General features: G+C 65.1%; 15 protein-coding genes and 1 pseudogene. 4 read left to right on the top strand and 12 right to left on the bottom strand.

Going from position 1 to position 22,380, the window contains the following annotated elements; genetic code table 11:
- Positions 1-86 precede the first annotated feature (86 nt).
- The 3 genes from AX729_RS18160 to AX729_RS18150 form a co-directional block, all read right to left on the bottom strand.
- A complete protein-coding gene (locus AX729_RS18160) occupies positions 87-1,649 on the bottom strand; it encodes a 2-isopropylmalate synthase (RefSeq protein ID WP_061025445.1) in 1,563 nt (520 codons plus the stop codon).
- A gap of 446 nt (positions 1,650-2,095) precedes the next feature.
- A complete protein-coding gene (locus tag AX729_RS18155; protein WP_061025444.1) occupies positions 2,096-7,216 on the bottom strand; it encodes a beta strand repeat-containing protein in 5,121 nt (1,706 codons plus the stop codon).
- 438 nt (positions 7,217-7,654) lie between these two features.
- Positions 7,655-7,918: a hypothetical protein gene (locus AX729_RS18150; RefSeq protein WP_061025443.1), complete on the bottom strand. Its 264-nt coding sequence runs from the start codon at positions 7,916-7,918 to the stop codon at positions 7,655-7,657.
- 306 nt (positions 7,919-8,224) lie between these two features.
- Here AX729_RS18150 and AX729_RS18145 point away from each other — a divergent pair, with 306 nt between their 5' ends.
- Positions 8,225-9,457 (top strand): SMP-30/gluconolactonase/LRE family protein, encoded by a 1,233-nt coding sequence (locus AX729_RS18145; protein ID WP_061025442.1) that lies wholly within the window; start codon positions 8,225-8,227, stop codon positions 9,455-9,457.
- Positions 9,458-9,716: 259 nt separating this feature from the next.
- On the opposite strand, the pseudogene AX729_RS39725 reads toward AX729_RS18145, so the two are convergent.
- From AX729_RS39725 to AX729_RS18105, 8 genes and pseudogenes are all read right to left on the bottom strand, one after another.
- Positions 9,717-9,869: pseudogene (locus AX729_RS39725) on the bottom strand (gfo/Idh/MocA family oxidoreductase); the annotation flags it as partial.
- A gap of 90 nt (positions 9,870-9,959) precedes the next feature.
- Entirely contained in the window at positions 9,960-10,805 is an 846-nt protein-coding gene (locus tag AX729_RS18135) for a CmcJ/NvfI family oxidoreductase (protein WP_061025438.1), read from the bottom strand.
- 335 nt (positions 10,806-11,140) lie between these two features.
- On the bottom strand, positions 11,141-12,079 hold the full coding sequence (locus AX729_RS18130; RefSeq protein ID WP_061025436.1) for an ABC transporter substrate-binding protein: 939 nt from the start codon (positions 12,077-12,079) through the stop codon (positions 11,141-11,143).
- The gene (locus AX729_RS18125; protein ID WP_061025434.1) at positions 12,076-13,176 is read right to left on the bottom strand and encodes an LLM class flavin-dependent oxidoreductase; all 1,101 of its coding nucleotides are present in this window, start codon (positions 13,174-13,176) and stop codon (positions 12,076-12,078) included. The genes AX729_RS18130 and AX729_RS18125 overlap by 4 nt, the downstream gene beginning before the upstream one ends.
- A 29-nt stretch (positions 13,177-13,205) precedes the next feature.
- Complete coding sequence (locus tag AX729_RS18120; protein ID WP_061025432.1) at positions 13,206-14,378, bottom strand: acyl-CoA dehydrogenase family protein; 1,173 nt, start codon at positions 14,376-14,378, stop codon at positions 13,206-13,208.
- Complete coding sequence (locus tag AX729_RS18115; protein ID WP_061025430.1) at positions 14,372-15,157, bottom strand: ABC transporter ATP-binding protein; 786 nt, start codon at positions 15,155-15,157, stop codon at positions 14,372-14,374. Before AX729_RS18115 ends, AX729_RS18120 begins: the two co-directional genes overlap by 7 nt.
- Positions 15,151-16,173: an ABC transporter permease gene (locus tag AX729_RS18110; protein ID WP_061025427.1), complete on the bottom strand. Its 1,023-nt coding sequence runs from the start codon at positions 16,171-16,173 to the stop codon at positions 15,151-15,153. The genes AX729_RS18115 and AX729_RS18110 overlap by 7 nt, the downstream gene beginning before the upstream one ends.
- Complete coding sequence (locus AX729_RS18105; RefSeq protein ID WP_061025424.1) at positions 16,151-17,254, bottom strand: ABC transporter substrate-binding protein; 1,104 nt, start codon at positions 17,252-17,254, stop codon at positions 16,151-16,153. The genes AX729_RS18110 and AX729_RS18105 overlap by 23 nt, the downstream gene beginning before the upstream one ends.
- Before the next feature lie 474 nt (positions 17,255-17,728).
- Here AX729_RS18105 and AX729_RS18100 point away from each other — a divergent pair, with 474 nt between their 5' ends.
- Entirely contained in the window at positions 17,729-18,709 is a 981-nt protein-coding gene (locus AX729_RS18100; RefSeq protein ID WP_061025626.1) for an ABC transporter substrate-binding protein, read from the top strand.
- 124 nt (positions 18,710-18,833) lie between these two features.
- Here the strand turns inward: AX729_RS18100 and AX729_RS18095 are convergent, their stop codons facing one another.
- On the bottom strand, positions 18,834-19,313 hold the full coding sequence (locus tag AX729_RS18095; protein WP_061025423.1) for a hypothetical protein: 480 nt from the start codon (positions 19,311-19,313) through the stop codon (positions 18,834-18,836).
- A 331-nt stretch (positions 19,314-19,644) separates the two neighbouring features.
- Here AX729_RS18095 and glgC point away from each other — a divergent pair, with 331 nt between their 5' ends.
- Both glgC and glgA read left to right on the top strand, forming a co-directional pair.
- Positions 19,645-20,907: a glucose-1-phosphate adenylyltransferase gene (glgC, locus tag AX729_RS18090; RefSeq protein WP_061025420.1), complete on the top strand. Its 1,263-nt coding sequence runs from the start codon at positions 19,645-19,647 to the stop codon at positions 20,905-20,907.
- Complete coding sequence (glgA, locus tag AX729_RS18085; protein WP_061025417.1) at positions 20,904-22,358, top strand: glycogen synthase GlgA; 1,455 nt, start codon at positions 20,904-20,906, stop codon at positions 22,356-22,358. Before glgC ends, glgA begins: the two co-directional genes overlap by 4 nt.
- The last annotated feature ends 22 nt before the right edge of the window (positions 22,359-22,380 follow it).

Below are 22,380 nucleotides of genomic sequence, written 5' to 3'. Positions count from 1 at the left end.
ACCTTCACATGACGCGCTCGCGGCCGAAGAAAAACGCGGCGCCGGGGGCGCCGCGTTTTCGCAGATTCAGCCTTGACCGAACGCGGTCAGCTCGCAGCAGCCGTCGTCACCGTATCGCGCTGGCGCTTCATGACGATCTTGTTCAGCGCACCGAGATAGGCTTTGGCGGAGGCGACCAGCGTATCCGGATCGGCCGCGCGCGCCGTCATCGAGCGGCCGTCCTGGGCCAGCCGCACGGACACTTCCGCCTGCGCGTCGGTGCCCTCGGTCACGGCGTGGACCTGGTAGAGCTCGAGCTTGGCCTCGTGCGGCACGAGGCGCTTGATGCAGTTGAACACGGCATCGACCGGTCCGTTGCCCTCGGCCTCCTCGATCTTGATCTGGCCGTCGACGTCGAGCTTCATGGTCGCGCGCTGCGGACCATGAGTGCCGGCGATCACGGTCAGCGAGGTCAGCTTGATGCGGTCGTGCGAGGCCGCCATCTCCTCGTCGACCAGCGCCTCGATGTCCTCGTCGTAGATGTCCTTCTTGCGGTCGGCGAGCGCCTTCATCCGCGTGAACGCATCTTCCAGCTGGTTCGGGCCGAGCTTGTAGCCCATCTCCTCCAGCTTGTGCACGAAGGCGTGGCGGCCGGAATGCTTGCCGAGCACCAGCGAGGACTGCTTCAGGCCGACCATCTCCGGCCGCATGATCTCGTAGGTGGAGGCGTCCTTGAGCACGCCGTCCTGGTGGATGCCGCTCTCATGCGCGAACGCGTTGCGGCCGACGATCGCCTTGTTGTACTGGACGGGAAACGAGGTCGCCGCCGACACCACCTTCGAGGCGCGGGTCAGCTGCGTGGTGTCGATCTTGTTCCAGTACGGGAATTTGTCGTTGCGCACGTTGATCGCCATCACGATCTCTTCGAGCGCAGCGTTGCCGGCACGCTCGCCGATGCCGTTGATGGTGCACTCGACCTGGCGCGCGCCGCCGACGATGCCGGCCAGCGAATTCGCCACAGCCATGCCGAGGTCGTTATGGCAGTGCACCGAGAACACCGCCTTGTCGGAGTTCGGCACGCGCTCGATCAGCGTCTTCATGAAGTGGGTGTATTCCTCCGGCACCGTGTAGCCGACCGTGTCGGGGATGTTCACGGTGGTGGCGCCGGCCTTGATCACGGCCTCGACGATGCGGCACAGGAAGTCCATCTCGCTGCGGGTGCCGTCTTCCGCCGACCATTCGACGTCGTCGATCTGGTTGCGGGCGCGCGCGACCATGGCGACCGAGGTCTCGATCACCTGCTCCGGCGTCTTGTTCAGCTTCACGCGCATGTGCAGCGGCGAGGTCGCGATCACGGTGTGGACGCGGCCGCGCTTGGCGAACTTCACGGCTTCGGCGCAGCGGTCGATGTCGGCCGGATGGGCACGCGACAGCCCGGCGATGACGGCGTTCTTGGAGCGGCGGGCGATCTCGCTGACCGCCTGGAAGTCGCCCTCGGAGGTGATCGGGAAACCGGCCTCGATGACGTCGACGCCCATGTCGTCCAGCAGCTCGGCGACCTCGAGCTTCTCCTCGAAGGTCATGGTCGCGCCGGGGCACTGCTCGCCGTCGCGCAACGTGGTGTCGAAAATGATGACGCGGTCCTTGTCGGACTTGTTCACGGGGGCCATTTCAAATGTCCTTTTGAGCTTTGGCGCCCTTCATCTGCCTCGAGCGCCTGGGGTTGTCCGGTGATCTCGACCAAACCCCTGAGTGCCCAGGCGCGTGCGCCCAGCCGGCCCTCAGGGGCAGGTAAGAAGAAGGCCGCCAATAAGGAGGGTGGGCAGCAGCGCGGCCGGGATCGTGGCGGCGGCCAGAGCCACCTCCCCCGAAATCCCCTCGATTTGGCCGCGAATCAGCATTGCCAGACCCTTTTGAGCCCTGAAATCCTCGGTCAAAACCGTTGACGGTTGGTTGCCGATGGCTCGATGAGACCGTTTCTAGACGAGAAACGGCTGCAACTGCAACGCCAAAAGATAGTCAGGATGGGTGACCTTGTTGGTGCGGCCCGTCTCCCTTTGCTCCCCGGAGACCGGAGCGGCGCCGTGCGGGATCATCGCGCGGCGCCGCCCACGCCTCAGGCCTGCGCCATCGCGAGCTGGTTCTGCACCTGCACGCCGGGGTCGCTGATCAGGCTGCCGCCATGGCCGTCGCTCGACAGCGCGAAGTCGGCCGCCGTGTACTGGCCGAGCAGCGCCAGCGACACCGTGTGCGAGCCGTCCGACACCGTCAGCTTGCCGCCATTGCTGCCGGCATTGGCCACATAGGCCAGCGTTGTGCTCTCGCCGAACTGGATGTCGCCGAGATCCAGATGATTGCCGTCCTGCCAGCCGGACAGGAAACCGCTGAAGTCGGAAGCGTGGTCCAGCACCAGCGTGGCATCCGCCCCCGCGAAGGTGACGTTGTGCACCGAGGCGCCGGCAAAAGCGTGCAGCGTGCCGCTCCCGATCATGGCACCGTAGCTGGCGCCGCCGGCCTCGACATATTGCGTGCCGGACAGGATCACCGTGTCGGCCGCCATGCCGTAGACGTACTGGCTGCCGCCCGCGATCGTGGTGGCGATCGTGGTGCCCCAGTCGATCTGAAGGCCGCCCGTGTTCAGCGTCGTGCCGGTGGCGATCGCACCCGCATAGACGTTCTGTTCGCCGCCGGCATTGACGACGGTATCGGTCGCGCTGCCATGGACGTGCTGCAGCCCGGCCGCGTCGATGGTGGTGTCGTCGGCGGTGCCGTAGACATGCTGCGTACCGCCCTCGATGCTGGTGCCATTCGCCGCGGCACCATTGATGACGCGCTGCTCGCGTCTGGCACGGGGGAGGGAACGCTGGGCAAGGGCACCGCTTTGGACCGTGACATCGTTGAAGCTGCCATCGCTGTTGATCGCCCAGGCGCCGCTCTGTACGTCGACGTTCTCGATACCGGTGCCCTTGCCCAGCGTTCCCTCCCCCGTGCCAGACAGGATGAGAGTGTCGCCGCCGGCACCTCCGTCGATGATGCCCGAAACGGTCGAGCCCGCGACGAGGTTGATGGTGTCGTCGCCGGCCCCCAACAACACGTCGCCGGAGACGATGCCGCTGTTGGTGAAGCTATCGTCGCCGCTGCCCAGATCGACTGCCGCGCCATCCTTCGCGACCATCAGACCGCTGTTCATCAGCGTGTCGGCCCCCCCGTCGGCGAAGACGCCGCCGAGGATCGTGCCCTTGTTGGTGATGGTGTCGTCGAAGCTGCCGATGATGTTGATCGCCTCGCGGCCGACGATCCTGGCGTTCATCGCGGCCGCGTCACCCTCGGAAACGCCGGTCGGTCCGAAGCCGTCGCCCCAGATAAGGCCCTCATTGTCGATAGTGGTCTCTGCAGAAGCCGGACCGTTCGCGGAGTTGTCGACCTGGATCGCACGGCCGTAACCGTAGATCGTCGCGCCGGCATGGTTGTTGATGACGCCGCCGCCGATCGCGACGCCTTCGGAAACGTTGGCCTCTCCATTATGATAGCCGTTGGCGCCGAGACCCCTGACCTGGCCATAATTGTCGAGCGTCACAAGGCCGTCGATATCGATCCCATCGCCGTCGCTGTCGGCGGCGTTCGCCGAGCGGCCTTCCATGACGCCGTGGTTGGTGACGTAGACGGTGTTCGCGACCGAGGCGTTGTTGTCGACGTTGACAGCCGAACCGTTGCGACCAACCATCGTGGCTCCGGCCGCGTTGTTGATCCTTGCACCGCCCTTGCCGGTGACGGCATGACGATTACCTTCGATGTGGCCACCCTCGAGGTTGTTGAACGTGGCGTTCGGATTGCGGTCGTAGCTGAAGCCGTCGATCCCGCCCTCGATGCGCCCCGCATTGTTCACGGTATCGATCCAGCCGACCACTGTCGCCCCTGCGGAACCGCCGCGGATGATCCCGGTGGCGAAGTTGTTCAGGACGAACTCGTCGCCGCCGAAGTTATAGGCGTAGATCGCCACGCCGCCGCTGGCGATCAGGCCGGCGTTATCGATCTCGACATCGGCCGTAGGCGCGATCGCCGGTATGGCGCCGACATTGATCGTGCCCGCCTTGCTGCTGCCGGCTCCCGATTGGATGACGCCGCCTTCCTCGTTCCTGAGGGTGACCTTCGTGTCCAGCGACGAGAGCTGAAGCGCAACTGCCGTAGCGGTCGCTACGGAGATCTCGCCGGCATTGTCGAGCGCCATAACTCCGGTCGTATTGGAGCCATCGTTGGTGAAGTCCAACCGCGCCGTGAGCATGCCCCCGTGCTCGATCTGGAGAGTGTCGGTGTTGCTGATCTGGATCGCCGACGTCACTGCGGCGCCGCCCTTGATGGAGATATTCGAGAACCCCCGCGCACTGTCGGCCACCGACCATGTGCCGCTGTCGACTACCAGCTTCTCGACATTGGCCGTGACGCCGAGGTTCCCGATGCCGTCGCCAGACAGATGGAGGATGTCGCTATCGTCGCCACCATTGATGGTGCCCGAGACGGTCGAGCCGGTGACGAGATTGACGGTGTCGTCGCCCGCGCCCAGCAGCACGTCGCCGGAGACGATGCCGCTGTTGGTGAGAGTGTCGTTGTCGTCGCCGAGATCGACCGCCGCACCGCCCCTCGCCACGATCAGGCCGCTGTTATCGAGCACGTCAGCGCCGCCATCGGTGAAGATGCCGCCGAGGATCGTGCCCTTGTTGGTGATGCTGTCGGCGAAGCTGCCGAGGATGTCGATCGCCTCGCGGCCGGCGATCCTGGCGTTCATTGCGGCCGCGTCGGCCGGATCGACGCCCTCGGGGCCATGGCCGTCGCCCTGGATCAGGCCTTCATTGTAGATGGTGGTGGCGCCAAGGGCCGCGCCGTTCGAGGAATTGTCGACCTGGATGGCGCGGCCGTAGCCGTAGATGGCGCCGCCGGCATAATTGTTGATCACGCCGCCGCCGATCGCCGCGCCCTCGGAGACGTTGACCTCGCCGTTGTGATAGCCGTTGGCGCCGACGCCCGCGACCAGCCCGTAATTGTCGAGCTTGACGAGGCCGTCGGTGTCGATCGCATCGCCATCGCTGTCATCATATGCAGCGGAGGCGCCGATGATCGTGCCGCGGTTGGTGACATAGACCGTATTGGCGACGGTTGCGTCGTTGTCGATGTTGACGCCGGAACCGTTGCGGCCGATCAGGGTCGCGCCGGCATCGTTGATGACGGTGATACCCTTCTTGTTGGTGACGGCGTGGCGGGACGCCTCGATCAGGCCACCGGAGAAATTGTGCACGATGCCGCCGGCGCTGCCGCTGTAATCGACCGCATCGCCGCCATAGTAGCCGTTGGCAGCATCATCCACCATCGACCGGATGATGCCGGAATTGTTGAGCACCATGTTGGCGCCACCGCGCACCACGTCGGCACTGGCCTGACTGTTGGTGATGATGCCACCGGTGAAGTTGTTGACGGTCACCGTGGAGACCTTGCCGACGTCGGTGAAAACCAGCGCGTAACCGACGCCACCATTCATCAGGCCGGCATTGTTCACCGTGACGACGGACCCGGAACCAAGGTAGTTGAACCCGATGCTGCCCCACGTTGCCCCGGTCGCGGCGTTGTTGAACGTGAACGATCCGGTAACGTCGCTGGCATCCGTCACATGATAGTTCGTGCCATCGACCCCGATGCCACCGGCATTGTCGACGGTCACTGTGCCGCCGGACCAAAGGATTGCGTTGACGCTCGTCCCGTCCTGCGGGTCCGGAACGGCGAGCGCGCCGCCCTGGTCGACGATGAGATGGTCGCCATCGGCGAGCGTGAGCGGCGACGTCACGCTCTCGCCGGCGCCGATGTGCAGCGGATCGTCGTTGACGATGATGCCGGCCGCATCGGTGTAGGTGAGAACAATGGCGGTATTGTTGCTGGAGCTCGCATCGGTCAGATGCAGGCTGAAGCTGTCGTTACCCTCCAGCGTGACGTCGCCTGTGGTCGTGACGGTGACAGTGGCGGTGCTCTCGCCGGCCTTGATGACGCCGGAGAACGTCAACGGCGCCGTGCCGCCGAAGTCGGCAGCATCTGCGGAGCCCGACGAGATCACGCCGCTGAACGAAAGATCGCCTTCCGTGCCGCGGGTCCGCTCGACCACGAAGGTGAAGGTCCTGACATCGCCGGCATTGCCTTCCGCCTGCGAAACCGTCAGCGAATTCTCGGCGAAGCCGAAGAACTGGACCGGGTCGTCGTTGACGATGGTTGCGTCCACAACCGCCTTGTCGCCGACATAGACGAGGCCGCCGGCGCTCGCGACCGTATCGAGCTTGGCGAAGAAATGTTCATCCGGCTCGTAGGTGGTGTCGCCGCTGATGTGGAACGTCACGGTCGCGGTCGAGGCGCCGTCGGCGAAGCTGCCGCTGAACGTCGGCAACGCGCCGCCGAAATCGTCGGCGTTGGCGTAGCCGTACATGCCGGACGCGTTGCCCACCGTGCCGGAGAAGGTCGTGATGCCCGCGGTCGAACCGATGCGGGTCAACGTCAGCGTCAGCACCGTGTCGCCGCTATCGCCTTCGGTGACGCTCGCCGTGACGGAGGCGAACTCGATCTTTTGTGCGGTCGGATCGGCGGTGAAGGCCTGGGTCGAAAATGGCAGATCGGGGGCGGTGCCGTCTTGACTCTGGTCACCGTTACCACCCTGCAGCTGCCAGTTGGCCGTGGCGTAGATGCTCTTCTTGTAGTCCTCGATACTGGCAAGGCTCGACCGGTCGCCGACATAGACGGCGATGTCGGGACTGGTAGACATTTGCTTGGCGTTGACCCCGTTGGTGAGGCCGGTGCCATTGAGCGTGCCGCGTCCGAGGCTGGCGTTGAAGACGGAATTGGTGATGGCGGTCAGGAACACCGGCGCGGAAACGTCGCCGGTGTAGGCGTAGACGACTTCGTTGATGTCGGCGATGTCGCGCGTGTTGGCGGTGTCGAACGCCACGGTTCCGACATTGGACGAAGCACTGCCGCCGGCGCCGAGACCGCTCATGCTGATGATCGTCCCGGCGGCGACGTCGCTGGTCGCGGTCCAGCTCCAGACGTTCTCGTCGGTGGCGAAGCTCGTGCCGTTCCAGGCGTTGTCGGTGAAATGGATGACGGTGCCGGCCTTGATGTCGGAGAACGAGACGAAAGCGAGGCCGTCATCGCCGTCAGCGTTGAAGCCGGTGAATGCGATCGAGCCGGCAGCGAGTGCGTCGGTCATGGTTGTTTTCCTTGTTGCCGCCCACGGGACGGAGCTTCATGAACTCTTGCGGCGGATCCCCCCGGGATCAGGCCGAGACGGCGGCACACGATCCCGTAACAGGAAAATTCACCACGTATCATAATTTATGTCGCATAATGATATGTCTGTTACATGAAGGTCAAACAACACTCGGGCGCCGTCGCGTGCATAGCCGGCAATCGCGCCGCCACGGCATGCCGATCTTCTCATCACGCGCACGCCCCGCCGGCTCATCGCAGGGCCTCGCGCGCGGGACTCCATTCAGATGCGCACGCTGCGATAGTTTCGCAGCGCTCCTGTCATCTCAGGATGTCGATTGACGGATTTCGGTCTGTCCGGAGATCGCTTCCGTTCGAACTGCGGCGGACAAGTCGCTCATTCGAATTGAGGTTGCGCGGCGTCTCGACGTCGGCGCCGCTATCCCGTGCGCCGGGCGCGCGCCCGGTTTTCCCAGCGGTCCAGCATCTGGCCGAGTTCGCCGGTCGCCGAAGGCGCAGCCGCGTTGGTTTTCGCGGCCTCGTTGGTGTTGGCGGGCGCAGCGGCGGTGAGCCAGCCCGGCTCGCCATAGTCGCGCCAGCGGCGCGCCTCCGCGCGTCGTTTGCGGGAGACGTAGTCGCGCGTGAAGTAGCCGGCCGCAAATGCGATCCCGAGCAATATGATCAGTACGACGACGCCTTGCACATCGAACTCCGGTCAATGCCCCTGGAAACGTTCTGCCAACATCGCGCGTGAGGTCAAGGCTTGACACGCCCTAAAAACCGCTCGGGCTATCCGCCAAGGCCGACGGCAGGGCCCCGAACCACGAGTCCGGGACGAATTGTCGATTCTGCCCTCGCCTCGCCGCAATGCAGCCGCGTTCCAGCCTTTGCCGGTCTGCAATCGCGCAAAGGATGCGAACCTGCCTCTCGCAACCGGGCTCAGACCGGACTAACCTCCGCACCGCTCGGCCGGATCAACCGGCTAGCCGAACATGACCGGGAGGACGCGATGACACGCCAGCAGGCTCGTGACCACGAGCAGCGTGAGCAGGATGCTGCGCTTTCACGACGAACACTTGTCCGGGGACTCGCGCTCGGCGCCGCCGCCACGATGGCCGGCCCCGCGCTGGCCCAGACCGGACCCGCCGCTCCGCCGACGACAATCACCACGCCGCCACGCGACTTCGGTCCGAGCGGCGCACCGACCACTTATTTCTGGGACCCGGACATCATCGCGGTGGATCCGTCCTTCAACGATCTCGCGCAGCCCAACACCGCGATCAAGCGCCTGTACACCGGCCTGTTGTGGGCCGAAGGCCCGGCGTGGAGTGCGCAAGGCCGCTATCTGCTCTGGAGCGACATTCCCAACAACCGGCAGATGCGCTGGACCGAGGACGACGGCCGCGTCAGCGTGTTTCGCTCGCCGTCCAACAATTCCAACGGCAACTCGTTCGACTTCCAGGGCCGCCAGCTCTCCTGCGAGCACCTGACGCGGCGGGTGACGCGGTACGAGCACGACGGCACCGCGACCGTGCTCGCCGACTCCTATCAGGGCAAGCGGCTGAACTCGCCGAACGACATCGCCGCGCATCCCGACGGCAGCTACTGGTTCACCGATCCGCCCTATGGCGGCCAGCTCTATGAGGGCGAGCCCGACGTCGCGGGCGGCCCGAGCAATGCGGGCGGCAAGCTCAATCCGCGGATCGGCCAGCCGGCCGGCTTCGTGCCGGGCAGGCGCGAGCTGCCGACCAATTGCTATCGTATCGATCCCTCGGGCCGCGTCGATCTCGTCGTCACGGAGGAGCAGGTGCCTGACCCGAACGGGCTCTGCTTCTCGCCGGACTACAAGAAGCTCTACATCGCCTCGACGGGCAAAGGGCCCGGAGACACCGGTCCCGGCGGCAAGGGCGAGATCTTCGTGTTCGACGTCGGCAGCGACAACAAGCTCTCCAACCTCAAGAAGTTCAGCGATTGCGTGATCGAGGGCGTGAAGTGCGGACCGGATGGCCTGCGCTGCGACGTCAACGGCAATCTCTGGGCCTCCAGCAATGCCGGCCGCGCCGTCGGCTACAGCGGCGTCACTGTTTGGTCGCCGGAGGGCAAGCTGCTCGGCCGCATCCGCCTGCCGGAAGTCTGCGGCAACGTCTGCTTCGGCGGCCCCAAGCGCAACCGCCTGTTCATGGCGGCGAGCCAGTCGCTCTACGCAGTCTACACGGCCACGCAAGGCGCAGGGCCCGGCTGAGCGGAAACGAGGGACCCGCAATCGAGGACGTCGACGTGAACCGTCGGCGTCCGATGCTTTCCATCCGCACCGCGCGTTGTGATCTGCGGCCGCAGCATCATGGGGACCTGCATCGCACGATGCGCCGGGCTCGTTGCCGCCCTTCGCAATTGCGTTCGACGCCGCCGCCTCATCGACCTCCGGCGATGTTGACTTTCCAACCCCCGCTCAACACTTCGCCGAAAATAGCCGGTAGAACGACGGTTCAGAGGGAGGATAGGATATTGTGACGGGCGGCAAAGTCGACGACATGATCGCCGCGCGCGGCCACTGCCGCGAGCTCGACGTCGACGCCATAGACACGCCGGTATGCATACACATGCAGCTCCGACACGAAGCCCCAGCCGACGAGTCCCGCCCTGATCCCAGCCATAGCGCCCCTCACCCTTGCTTTGGGCGGCACTATAGCCTGCAGGCGGCCCTGATCCACCAAGACACGCACCACGCCGGCGCTCATCATTTGTTACCGCCGATGGAACACCAGCGTGCGCACTTCGATGCTCTCGCGCGGCGGTGCATCCGCCGGCGTGGTCGGATCGATGAAGGCGGTGTGCGGCCCAAACCGCGTGCGCCCGTCGGTTGCGGAATCGTAGCACTTGAGCAGCAACGCCTCATCCGCCGTCATCTCGGGGAAATAGAACCAGCGATGGTTCGGATTGTACTTCACCGAATAGGTCTCGCCGTGGCGGTTCGGATAGATCAGATCCGAGGCGACGAGATCGTCGGGCGCAACCGTGGTGCCGTCCGCCATCGCCAAAGGTGAATCGCGCAAGGGGCCCCGGATCGGCCGCCACAGATTGATCACCTGCACGCGGCCCTTGAGCAGCTCTTCGGCTTCGTCAGGCAGGTGCTCGCGCACGCGGTTGGCGCCGGAGATGGCGGTCTGGTCGACATGGACGCGCGTTGCAGGCTGGCGAGGGCCACTGCTGCGAATATCGGCGGCGCCATCCACGCGCTTGCGCACGGTGTGGTCGAAGATGACGACCCGGTCGGCCTTCAGCGTGGCGCGCAGAAAGGCCTCGACGGCGGGATAGTAGACCGCCTTCACCTCCTCGTCGTTGTAGAAGTCTCTCACCCGCGTCGAATGGCGCACCAGTGCAAAACCTTCGCGGTCGAGTGAGAGGTTCTGCGCGATCAGCCGTGCATCGAAGATCGGGACCTGATGCGGCTCGGCCAGCGCCGTGCTCTTCGGCTCGCCCGGCGGCGGATCGAATGCGTAGGTTCGCGGCTTTCCCGATGTCGGCGCGAGATAGTTGAGTTCGGCAGTAACGAAAGGAAGCGACTCGATTTTTGTTTCTTGCAGGCCCATGGCCGGTCTCCCGATGTGGTCGTCTGTCTGATTTTTGCGGGAGTGAAGCGCGGTGCAAGGGAGGCGGTGCAAATAGCAATGGGGGTGTTGTCGGTAGCGTCAGATGCAGCAAGAACGTGTCGAGGATTGCGCTTGCACCGGAAATCTTCTTTTCCTCACGAGTCCTTGAAGTGATCGTGAGGGCGCTTCTTCCTTCTCCCCTTGTGGGAGAAGGTGGCGCGAAGCGCCGGATGAGGGGTATCTATCCATACGGTGACATCGAAGTGCGCGGAGAGAAACCCCTCACCCGTCTCGCCGCTACGCGGCGAGCCACCCTCTCCCACAAGGGGAGAGGGTCAGAGTCCTGCCTTCGCAATCGCATCCGTGAACGAGCGATCAACGATCGCGGCCGCATCGAGCTTCTGCTTGATCAAGCCCCAGCGGAAATAGAGGTCGATCGTGCTCTGCTCGTCAGCGACGACGCCATCGTCGATCGGCGCGATGCGGATCTTTGCGCGGGAGAGCCAGTTCTGCGGCACCGCGGTCGGGATGTTCATCAGCCTGCCCCAGGTCGCGGCATAGCCGTCGACATTGTTCAGCGACCACGCCCGTGCCGCGGTGAGGCGCCGGATGAAGTCCGTCAGCTCCGCGCGCTTGTCGCGGATGGCGTCGGGCCGTGCGACCTGGAAGCTCAAGCCCGGCGTGAGCCCTTCCGAGGTGATGATGCGGCGCGACTTGAACAGCACCTCCTCCTGGCTGACATAGGGCTCCCAGGTCGACCATGCATCGACTGAGCCTTGCGTGTACGCGATCTTGGCATCCGAGGGGGCCAGGAATGCGATCTGCACGTCACCCGCACTCCAGCCGTTCTTCTCGAGCGCAGCGAGGATCAGTTGATGGCCGATCGAGCCGCGGCCGGTTGCGATCTTCTTGCCGCGCAGGTCGGCGAACGTCTTGATCGGCGAGGTCTCGGGCACGAGGATCGCAAGCCCCTCGCGGGTCTGCCGGATCGCGGCAATCGCTTTCACCGGTGCGCCGGAGGCGGCGGCGAAGGGGAAGGGCGCATCCCCGACGAGCCCGGTCTCGATCGCCCCTGCACTGAGCGCCTCGAGCAGCGGCGCGGCTGCCGGAAACTCCTTCCACTCGATCCTGTAGGGCACGTCCTTGAGCACGCCGGCCGCTTCCATCACGGCCTGCGCATTGCCCTTCTGGTCGCCCACCCGCAAGGTGGTTTGCGCTGCCGCGAGCTCGAACGAGCCGAATAGCAGCGCTCCGGCGAGCACGAGGCGGATCATTCCGCGGCCTCGCCGCGAACGGCCTGACGCTCGGCGATCAGCTTGCGCGTCAGCGGTATCAGCTCTCGGCCGTATTCGATGGCGTCAATCAGCGGATCGAAGCCGCGGATCAGGAAGTGGCTGATGCCGAGGTCGTAGTAGTCGCCGAACACTTCGGCGACCTGCTCGGGCGTGCCGACCAGCGCGGTGGTGTTGCTGTTGGCGCCGGTGAGCTTGGCGATCTCGGTCCACAGCCGCTTGTCGATCCGACTGCCCTGGTCGGCCAGCGCCAGCAGGCGCCGCGCGCCCGCGGTGGCGTGACCGTCGGCCGGCTTGCGATAGCCGGTCTTGTCCTGCAGCGCCGTGGCGCGCGCCAGGATCTCCTCTGCCTTCTCCCAGGCCTGCTTCTCGGTCGGCGCGATGATCGGCCGCACCGAGAGACTGAAGCGCGGCGTTGGCCGCCCATGCCGGACCGCCGCGTTGTGGACGCGGGACGTGATGTCGCGTACCTGTGCATAGGATTCGCCCCACAACGCAAATGTGTCGGCATGCTTGCCGGCGACGTCAATCGCCGCATCCGAGGCGCCGCCGAAATAGATCCGGATGCCCTCCGGACGATAGGGCTTCACCTGCGAGAAGGCGTTCTCGACCTGATAGTACTTGCCCTTGTAGCTGAACGGCTTGTCGCTTGCCCATTCCAGCTTGAGGACATCGAGAAACTCCGAGGTGCGGGCATAGCGCTCGTCCTTGTCGTCCAGCGTGTTGCCGTCCTGCCGAAGCTCGGTAGCGTTGCCGCCGGTGATGACGTGGATCGCGACCCTGCCGCGGGAGAACTGATCGAGCACGGCGAACTGCCGCGCCAGCAGTGTCGGCGCGGTGAAGCCGGGCCGCTGCGCGATCAGCACGTTGAGGTGGCTGGTCGTGTTGAGCACGTGCTGGGCCACCTGAAGCGCATCCGGCGTCGTCGAATGAAAAGCCAGCAGCGCACGATCGAAGCCGGCATTCTCATGCGCCTTCGCCACCGTCTCGATGTGGGTCGGGTCGAGGACAGGTCCTTCGCGGACGATGGTCTCGGACGAATTGTTGTTGCTGATGAAGCCGATGAACTCGATCGACATGATCGTCTCCCTGATTGTTGTCCGGAAAGCTAGAGGCCCAATGCGGTGCGGCCGAGGCCGATGCGCGTGGTATCGTCCTGTGGCGTGTGCACCCGCCCGCACAGCACGTCGCGATAATGCCGCTCCAGCGGATTGGCGCGGGACAGGCCGTGATTGCCGGAGAGCGACAGCGCGTCCTCGACCGCGGCGACGGCGTTTCCCGTCACGGTGAGCTTGATGACGTTGGATTCCCCCGCGGAGAGCTTGACCCCGTCATCGAAGTCACGGGCAAAGGACTCGATCAGCCGCGCGTTGACCGCGAGCCGGGCTTCGATGGCGCCGAGGATCTCCTGCGCGCGCGGCAAGCTCGCCAGTGGCGCGCCGAGGCTGGCGGGAGCCCGCTGCTTCAGGAACGAGATCAGCCAGTCGCGCGCGGCGCGTGCAACGCCGTCATAGATCGCAGCGACGAAGACGGTGTGGACGGTCGCCTGCGTCACGTCAGGACCCTGCCAGTCGGCGGGTTTGCGGACATCCACCTCGGCATCCAGGGGGATCACCACGTCGTCGAAGATCACATCGTGGCTGCCGCTGGCACGCAGGCCGTGATGATCCCAGGTCTCGACGATGCGCGTGCCCGGCAGGCCCGCCGGCACCAGGAACTGTCCGATGCGCGGTTCGGCCTCGTCAGTCCGCGCCCAGACCAGATACCATTTCAGGATTGGCGAGCCCGTCGAATAGATCTTGTGGCCGGAAAGGCGCCAGCCGGTCTCGGTCCGCCGCGCGATCGTCGCCGGCAGGCCGCCGCGCGCCGGTGAACCCAGCTCGGGCTCGACGCGCAGCGCGTTGACGAGCGCGACGCCTTCGACCGTCTCGCGCGCAAGCTTGCGCGACAGCCGGGCCGGCCAGGTCGGGCTGCGCGCCATGACGAGGTGGTTGATATAGTGCATCGCCAGCACCAGCGCCGTCGACGGATCAGCCTTGGCGAGGATGCCGATGACGCGCGCCGCGTATCTTGCGCCGGCGCCTGCACCGCCATGTATTGCCGGCACCGTCAGCGACAGCAGGCCCGCCTCGGACAGCTCGCGAAAGTTCTCGAATGGGAAGCTGCCGGTGCGATCATGCTCGGCCGCGCGCGAGGCAAAGCTCATGGCCAGCGCCTCGGCGCGAGCGACGTAGTCAGGCTCGCTATGGGGCGTCCGCCCCTGGGCTGCGGGGGTCACCATGTGGCATCCAGCCCCAAAAGACCGAGAATCTGCCGGCGCAGGTCGGACAGATACGGATCGCCGCGGTGACGTGGATAGGGGCGGTCGACGCGGATGTCGGCTTTCACGCGTGCCGGGCGGTCGCTGAACACGATGACGCGGTTGGCGAGCACAAGCGCCTCCTCGGCGTCATGCGTGACGAGCAGCGTGGTGAATCCCTTGCGTTGCCACAGCGCGACAAGTTCGGCTTGCATGGTTATGCGGGTAAGCGAGTCCAGTTTTCCGAGCGGCTCGTCGAGGATGAGGATCTTCGGATCGTTGACCAGCGCGACGCGCTGCGCCATGCCGCCGGAGAGCTGGTGCGGATAGGCGTTGCGAAAAGACGTCAGGCCGACCAGATCGAGCGCATCGTCGACCCGCTGACGTTGGCTCTTGAGGGTGCCCTGGGCCTCGAGACCCAGCGCGACGTTGTCCCAGACCGACCGCCAGGGGAACAGCGTTGGATCCTGGAACACGACGACGCGCGAAGGATGCGGCCGCGTAATGCGGTCCTCGTCCTCACGCAGCGTCCCGACCTTGGGCTTGTCGAGACCCGCAACCAGCCGCAACAGAGTGGACTTGCCACAGCCGGAAGGGCCGAGCAGCGCGACGAATTCGCCCGGCTGCACGGAGATGCTGACGTCGCTGAGCACCGGCAGCTCGGCGCCGTCGATGTCGAAGGCGTGGCTGACCTGCTCGATATCGAGCGCAGCGCCGGCGGCCGAATGCGTGGCAATCTCGGCGAGAGCTGCTTCTACCATTTCACCGTCCCCTTCTGCCAGACCAGCAGGCGATCGCGGATCGCGAACAGCAGCGTGATCGCGCCGGAGCAGAGCAGCGACATGACGATCAGCGCCGCATACATGTTGGCGTAGGCGGCCCAGCCCTGCGCCCATTGCAGGTACCAGCCGAGCCCGGCCTTGACGCCGATCATCTCGGCGACGACCAGCACCGCGAAGGACGAGCCGAGCCCCATGAACAAGCCGACGAAGACATGCGGCAACGCCGCTGGAATCGCGACCTTCAGCACCAGGAAGGAAGGCTTTGCTCCCAGGGTGCGCGCGACGTCGTAATAGGCGTTGCTGACGCTCGCGACGCCCGACCAGGTCAGCACCGTGACGGGGAAGCCGGTCGCCAGCGCGATCAGGAAGGTCGATGCGCTCCAGCTCGACGGGAACGTGAAGAAGGCGATCGGCAGCCAGGCGGTCGCCGGCAGCGGCCCGATGAAGCGCAGCACGGGATGCACCCAGTAGCCGACGGCGCGCGACCAGCCGATCGAGACGCCGGTCAGGAAGCCGACCGTGGCGCCGATCAGATAACCGCCGAGCTGCAGCTTTATGGACGCAAGGACGCTGTCGAGCAGCTTCGGCAGATCGTCGGTATAGACCTCGATGATCGCCTGCGGCGGCGGAAAGAACGGCAGCGGAAGCCAGGCGAACTTCGCGGTCGCGATCTCCCAGATCGTGAGGACGATGCCGAGCGCGACGAGCCAGGGCGCGCGCTTGCGCAACGCCTGTCCCGCCGACCCCAGATAGTCGGCGCCGACCGTTCCGAACAGCGCCACGGCCGCGATGACGAAGGCGGCAATGCCGAGCGAGTGCGTGCGCGACCAGTCGCCGACGTCCTCCCACCACAGGCACGACAGGCCTGAGGCGATCCAGGTGAGGCTGGCGAGCACGCCGACGCCGGATTCCCGGAGCCAGCCCGCAAGCAGCGGCGCGCGCGTCAGGCGCGGCGCGCCGGAAGCGAGGCCGTCAGACAGCGAATACGTCGACATAGATGCGCTCCGCGAATTTCGCCGTATCGGTGCTCTGCTTGAAGACCTGCACGCTCTTCAGATCGTCGGCATAGGCCTTGAGCTCGCGCTTGAGCACGTCGCCGACGGGATGATGGTGGTGGGTGTGGTAACGCACCATGCCCTCGATGTCGGCGACGCTCGCCGTCTTGGGCGCGTAGGGCTGGAACGATTTCGCCGTCACGGTCGGGTTCTGCGAGGTGAACATCGCGGCATCGAGCAGCGCCTGCGTGAGGGCGCGCGCGACCTGCGGCTCCTCGCGGATCAGGCTGCCGCGCAGGCCAAGGATGCAGCAGCTCCTGTCGCGATATTCGCCGTCGAGGTTCGACGCGATCTCCTTGTACTGGGTATCCTTCAGCCAGAGATAGCCGAGCGGATCGGACGCCAGGAAGGCCTGCACCTCGCCCTTCTCGACGGCAACGTTGAGGAGGTTTCCGGGATAGGCGCGCCAGTCGACATCCTTGTTCGGATCGATACCGAGCTTGGCGAGCTGAATGGAGAAGAAGTTCTTGTCCGGACCGCCGAGATCGCCGACCGCGACGATCTTGCCCTTGAGATCGGCGAGCTTGTTGATGCCGGAATCGGCCCGGGTCAGAGCGCGCAAGCAGCCACCATGGGTGCCGGCGGCGATCTTCACGTCAAAACCCTGCTCGAGCGGCTTCAGCCATCGTAGCGCCATGCCGAGGCCGGCATCGCTCTTGCCCGTCGCGATCGCCTCGAGCAGCTGGTCGGTCGAACCGGAATAGTTGATGAGCTCGACGTCGAGATTGTGCTTCTGGAAGAAGCCGTGCTCGATCGCGACAGGCACCGGCGCGAGACAGACCGCGCCGGCATTCCAGGACAGCTTCAGCTTGCGCGGCGCGCCGGTGAGCGCAGGCGCATCCGATGCCGTCCGGCACAGCGGAAACTCCGAGAAGTCGACGCCGGTCGCAATCCTGCCCGGCACGAAGGCCTGCGCGGCGCCAAGGGCGCCGAGCGGCGCGGCGAAGGCTGCAGCCAGCCCCGCCTGAATCAGACGGCGACGGTCGAGACTCGATCTGGCGCGCTGATTGTCGTTGTTCATCGGTCCCCGCTCCTGCGCTGGCACGGCTCCACCGTTTGCGCAACGTGTCGCGTTGCGCATGGTCCGTGCGGAGCTGCGTTGAGAGAATGTCGTTGTGCGGCGGTCACCCGCCACGTTGATGCGATGCGCAAATCATGCGGCCCCGTTGCCGCATCGTCAATGAAATGGAATTTCGAATGTTGCGCGCCGCAAAGTCATTCTCTCCATCGGCGCGTGCGGTGACGAGCAAAGCATTTTCGATGATGCATCTGCCGGCAAAGCGCGCCGTGCTTCCTCGAAGCGCTTCATTCCCGCACAGTCTCGGCCGCGCACATCGACCATGCTCGAAAGCCCAGCTTTGCTGAAACGTCATTGCCTGATGCACGCGCAATACGGATGGTCATTTCATTGACTGCGCATCACGCGATCATAGACTTGATCGTCTCGCTGCATCGTTCGCTCACGCGTCGTGAGCTAAGCAACAAGACAGGCCACATGCGCATCAACTCCCATCACTTCCCCATCACTCGCCGTCTCGCCGCATCGCTGCTTGCCGCCGCGTTCACCTTGTCGACGGCTGCCGCATCGTCCGCGGCGGACAACGTCGTGCTTCGCGTCGGCGACCAGAAGGGCGGCAACCGCTCGCTGCTCGAAATTTCCGGCTACGCAAAGGATCTGCCGTACAAGATCGAATGGTCGGAATTTCCGGCAGCCGCCCCGATCCTCGAGGCGCTCAACGCCGGTGCGCTCGATGTCGGCTACACGGGCGATCTCTCCTTCCTGTCGGTCTATGCGGCGGGCGCGCCGATCAAGGCGATCGGCGGCACAAGGTCGGACGCAAAGACCCAGGCTATCCTGGTGCGCCAGGATTCCCCGATCGGTTCGGCCGCCGATCTCAAGGGCAAGCGTCTCGCCGGCACCCGCGGCGGCTGGGGCCAGTTCCTGATCGACGCGACGCTGGAGAAGGCCGGGATCAAGCTGGAGGATGCGACCTTCGCGCCGCTCGGGCCGGTCGATGCCAAAATCGCGTTGCTCGCCGGCTCGATCGACGCATGGGCTGTGTGGGAACCCTACGTGTCGTTCGCCACACTGAAAGACAAGGCTCGGGTGATCGCCCACGGCGAAGGCCTGACGCCGACGATCACCTTCATCGTTGCCTCCGACAACGCCATCGCCTCCAAGCGGGCGGCTGTGCAGGATCTCGTGCAGCGGCTGAACAAGGCGCGGCTGTGGTCGCTTGATCACCTCGCCGAATACGCCAGGAATACGGCCGAGCTGACCAGGTTGCCGGAAGACGTGCTGCTCTCCGCCTACACCGCACAGCGCACCAGCCCGATCGTGATCGACGAGACCGTCGTGAAGGAGGTGCAGGAGGCATCAGACCGCTCGACCCGCTACGGCATCCTGCCGAAGAAGCTCGACGTAAGCCGAGCCGTCGACCGCAGCTTCACTGCCGCGGCCGCGGGATCGAACTAGGCGCAGGCGGCGGATTGCCCGGGCTTCGCCTCAAGGCTTGCCCGCGGCACTCCGCCGCGATCATGCTCGCGTATGTCGCCTACACGAGCGTGATTGCGTAGCTCTCGTTCTAGCCGCGCGGTGCTCACCATCTACGGTAATAGTGACGGTGATAAACACGGTACGGCCGGTGATAGGCACGGTACGGCCGATAATAGCCGTAGCTATAGTACGGACGATAGGGTCGATAGTATCGCGGATAGGTGTAGGCCGGCGCGTAGCCATAGCCGCCGTAATATGCTGGAGCGTAGCCATAGCCGTAACCCGGATATCCATAGCCGTAGCCCGGATATCCATAGCCGCCGTAGTACGGGCGACCATAATAGCCGTACCCATAAGGCGCGCCGCTGGCGATGGCGCCGCCGATGATCGCGCCGGCGGCGAGACCACCAAGGGCAAATCCCCAGCCGCCACCGCGCCAATGCACCTGCGTGACGTCATCGCCGACTGCAGCCTTCATGGTTGCGACATTGGTCGGCATCGGGCCCGCCGTGGCCTGCCCGACTTGGCTCGCCACGACCAAGCCCGCCAGCGAACAGGCAATTGCCGTCTTCCAGATCCTCATCGTCTTACTCCCTGTGTGACCTTCGCTAGGAAAAGGATCGCAGCGTCATGATCGGGCATCCTTGCGCCAAGTCAAAGCCTGGAATTTGCGTGCACCGCACAAGACGTCTGCCTCCCTTCTGACCAACCGGTACCCGGCGAGGATCGACAATCTCGCCAAGTGCGACACCGGCACGACGGCGCCTGAGGCTCGATCAGCCGGCGAGCATTAAGCTTCCGGTGCATCGCAACCAACAACCACCTTCCCGATTTACTATTCGTGCCATTACTATCGGTTCCAATGTGCGCGGCCGGGAGGCTTCTCGCGAGCGCCAGAGTTGTGGGAGAATGACATGAGTGCCGCGAGATCCGAGCCGCTTGCCCGTCAGGCGCTGGCGTTCGTGCTGGCCGGGGGACGCGGCAGCCGCCTCCTGGAGCTGACCGACCGGCGCGCCAAGCCGGCAGTCTATTTCGGCGGCAAGTCCCGCATCATCGATTTCGCGCTGTCGAACGCCGTGAACTCGGGCATCCGCCGTATCGCGGTCGCAACCCAATACAAGGCGCACAGCCTGATCCGCCATCTCCAGATGGGCTGGAACTTCTTCCGCCCCGAACGCAACGAGAGTTTCGATATCCTGCCTGCCAGCCAGCGTGTCTCCGAGACGATGTGGTATGTCGGCACAGCGGACGCGGTGTACCAGAACATCGACATCATAGAACCCCACGCCTGCCGCTTCATCGTGGTGCTGGCCGGCGATCACATCTATAAAATGGACTACGAGGTGATGCTGCGCCAGCACGTCGAGAGCGGCGCCGACGTCACCGTCGGCTGCCTCGAAATGCCGCGGACGGAATCCTCGGGCTTCGGCATCATGCATGTCGACGAGAACGGCTGGATCCAGTCGTTCCTGGAGAAGCCGAATGATCCGCCGCCGATGCCGGGCAAGCCGGACGTCTCGCTCGCCAGCATGGGCATCTACGTGTTCGACGCGAAGTTCCTGTTCGACCAGCTCAAGCGCGATGCCGAGGACCCGAACTCGAACCACGATTTCGGCAAGGATATCATTCCCTACATCGTCAAGAACGGCCGCGCGATGGCGCACCAGTACTCGACCTCCTGCGTCCGTTCCGGCAGCGACCCCCGCGCCTATTGGCGCGACGTCGGCACCGTCGATGCCTATTGGGCCGCCAATATCGACCTCACCGACGTGGTGCCGGAGCTCGACCTGTTCGACCGCGCCTGGCCGATCTGGTCCTATGCCGAGATCACGCCGCCGGCGAAATTCGTCCATGACGAGGAGAGCCGGCGCGGCCAGGCGGTGAGCTCTCTGGTCTCCGGCGGCTGCATCATCTCCGGCGCCTCGCTGCGCCGTTCGCTGCTGTTCACCGGCGTGCGCATCAACTCCTATGCCAATGTCGAGAACGCCGTGATCATGCCTTACGTCAATGTCGGCCGCGGCGCCCGACTGAAGAACGTCGTGATCGACCGCGGCGTCGAGATCCCGGAGGGGCTGGTGATCGGCGAGGATCCGGAAGTCGACGCAAAGCGCTTCCGCACCACCGAGCAGGGCATCTCGCTGATCACCCAGCCGATGATCGACAGGCTCAATACATGACGCCTGTTCGCGTCCTCGCGGTCGCCTCCGAAGTCTATCCCATCGTCAAGACCGGTGGCCTCGCGGATGTCGCAGGCGCGCTGCCGCTCGCTTTGAAAGCGCATGGCGTCGAGATGCGAACCTTGATGCCGGGCTATCCCGACGTGATGCGCCTGATGTCAGTCGCAGAGGAGATCCGGCGCTGGCCGGATTATTTCGGCGGCCCGGGACGACTGCTCGCCGGCTCGCACAATGGGCTCGATCTGTTCGTGCTCGACGTGCCGCATCTCTATGCGCGGCCGGGCAACCCTTATGTCACGAGCGAAGGCGTCGATTGGCCGGACAACGGCGTGCGCTTCGCCGCGCTGGCGCGCGTGGCCGCGGATATCGGCCACGGCCTCGTCCCCGCCTTCGTGCCCGATATCGTGCACGCCCATGACTGGCAGGCCGGCCTTGCACCGGCCTATCTGCACTACGACAATCGTCCACGGCCCGGCACCGTGATGACCATTCACAACATGGCCTACCAGGGCAAGTTCGCTCCTGAGCTGATCGGTACGATCGGCCTGCCCTGGCACTCCTTCAGCGTCAACGAGCTCGAATACTTCGGCGGCATCAGCTTTTTGAAGGCCGGCCTGCAATTCGCCGATCGCATCACGACGGTATCGCCGACCTACGCGAAGGAGATCCAGAGCGATGAAGGCGGCATGGGGTTCGGCGGCCTGCTGCGCGCACGCGCGAGCGTGCTCAGCGGCATCCTCAACGGCATCGACACATCGGTGTGGAATCCGCAAACCGATCCGCACATCGCCCACCGCTTCGGCGCGGACGACCTGACGTTCCGTGCCGCGAACAAGGCGGTGCTGCAGCAGCAGTTCGGCCTCGACTGCTCCGACGAAGCAACATTGCTCGGCGTCATCAGCCGGCTGTCATGGCAGAAGGGGCTCGATCTCCTGCTCGAGGCCATCCCGACCATTTTGCGCGAAGGCATGCAACTCGCACTGCTCGGCAGCGGCGACCGCGATCTGCAGGATCGCTACCAGGCCGCGGCCCGCGCCAATCCCGGCCGGATCGGCGTCGTGATCGGCTATGACGAGATCCTGGCGCATCTGATCCAGGCCGGCTCGGACGCCCTCATCGTTCCATCGCGCTTCGAGCCGTGCGGCCTGACCCAGCTCTGCGCATTGCGCTATGGCGCCGTCCCGATCGTCTCCCGCGTCGGCGGCCTCGAAGACACCATCGTCGACATCGGCGAGGCCGACGCCTCCGGCCACGATGCCACGGGATTCAAGTTCGGTCCCGTGACGGCAGAAGCTCTCGCCGGCACGCTGCGCAAGGCCAACATCGCCTTCCACGACAAGCTGACCTGGCGCAGGCTGCAACGAAGCGGCCTTGCGACCGATGTCTCCTGGCGCAACCGCGCCGGCGACTATGCCGCACTCTACCGCAACCTCGTCGCGGCCCGGGCGTGAGGCAGGGCCGAATCCATGCTAT

The sequence above is a fragment of the Bradyrhizobium sp. CCH5-F6 genome (assembly GCF_001556045.1).
Taxonomy (GTDB): domain Bacteria; phylum Pseudomonadota; class Alphaproteobacteria; order Rhizobiales; family Xanthobacteraceae; genus Bradyrhizobium.
The sequence above is the reverse complement of the archived record's forward strand: the minus strand, read 5'-3'. Positions and strand labels throughout refer to the sequence as shown.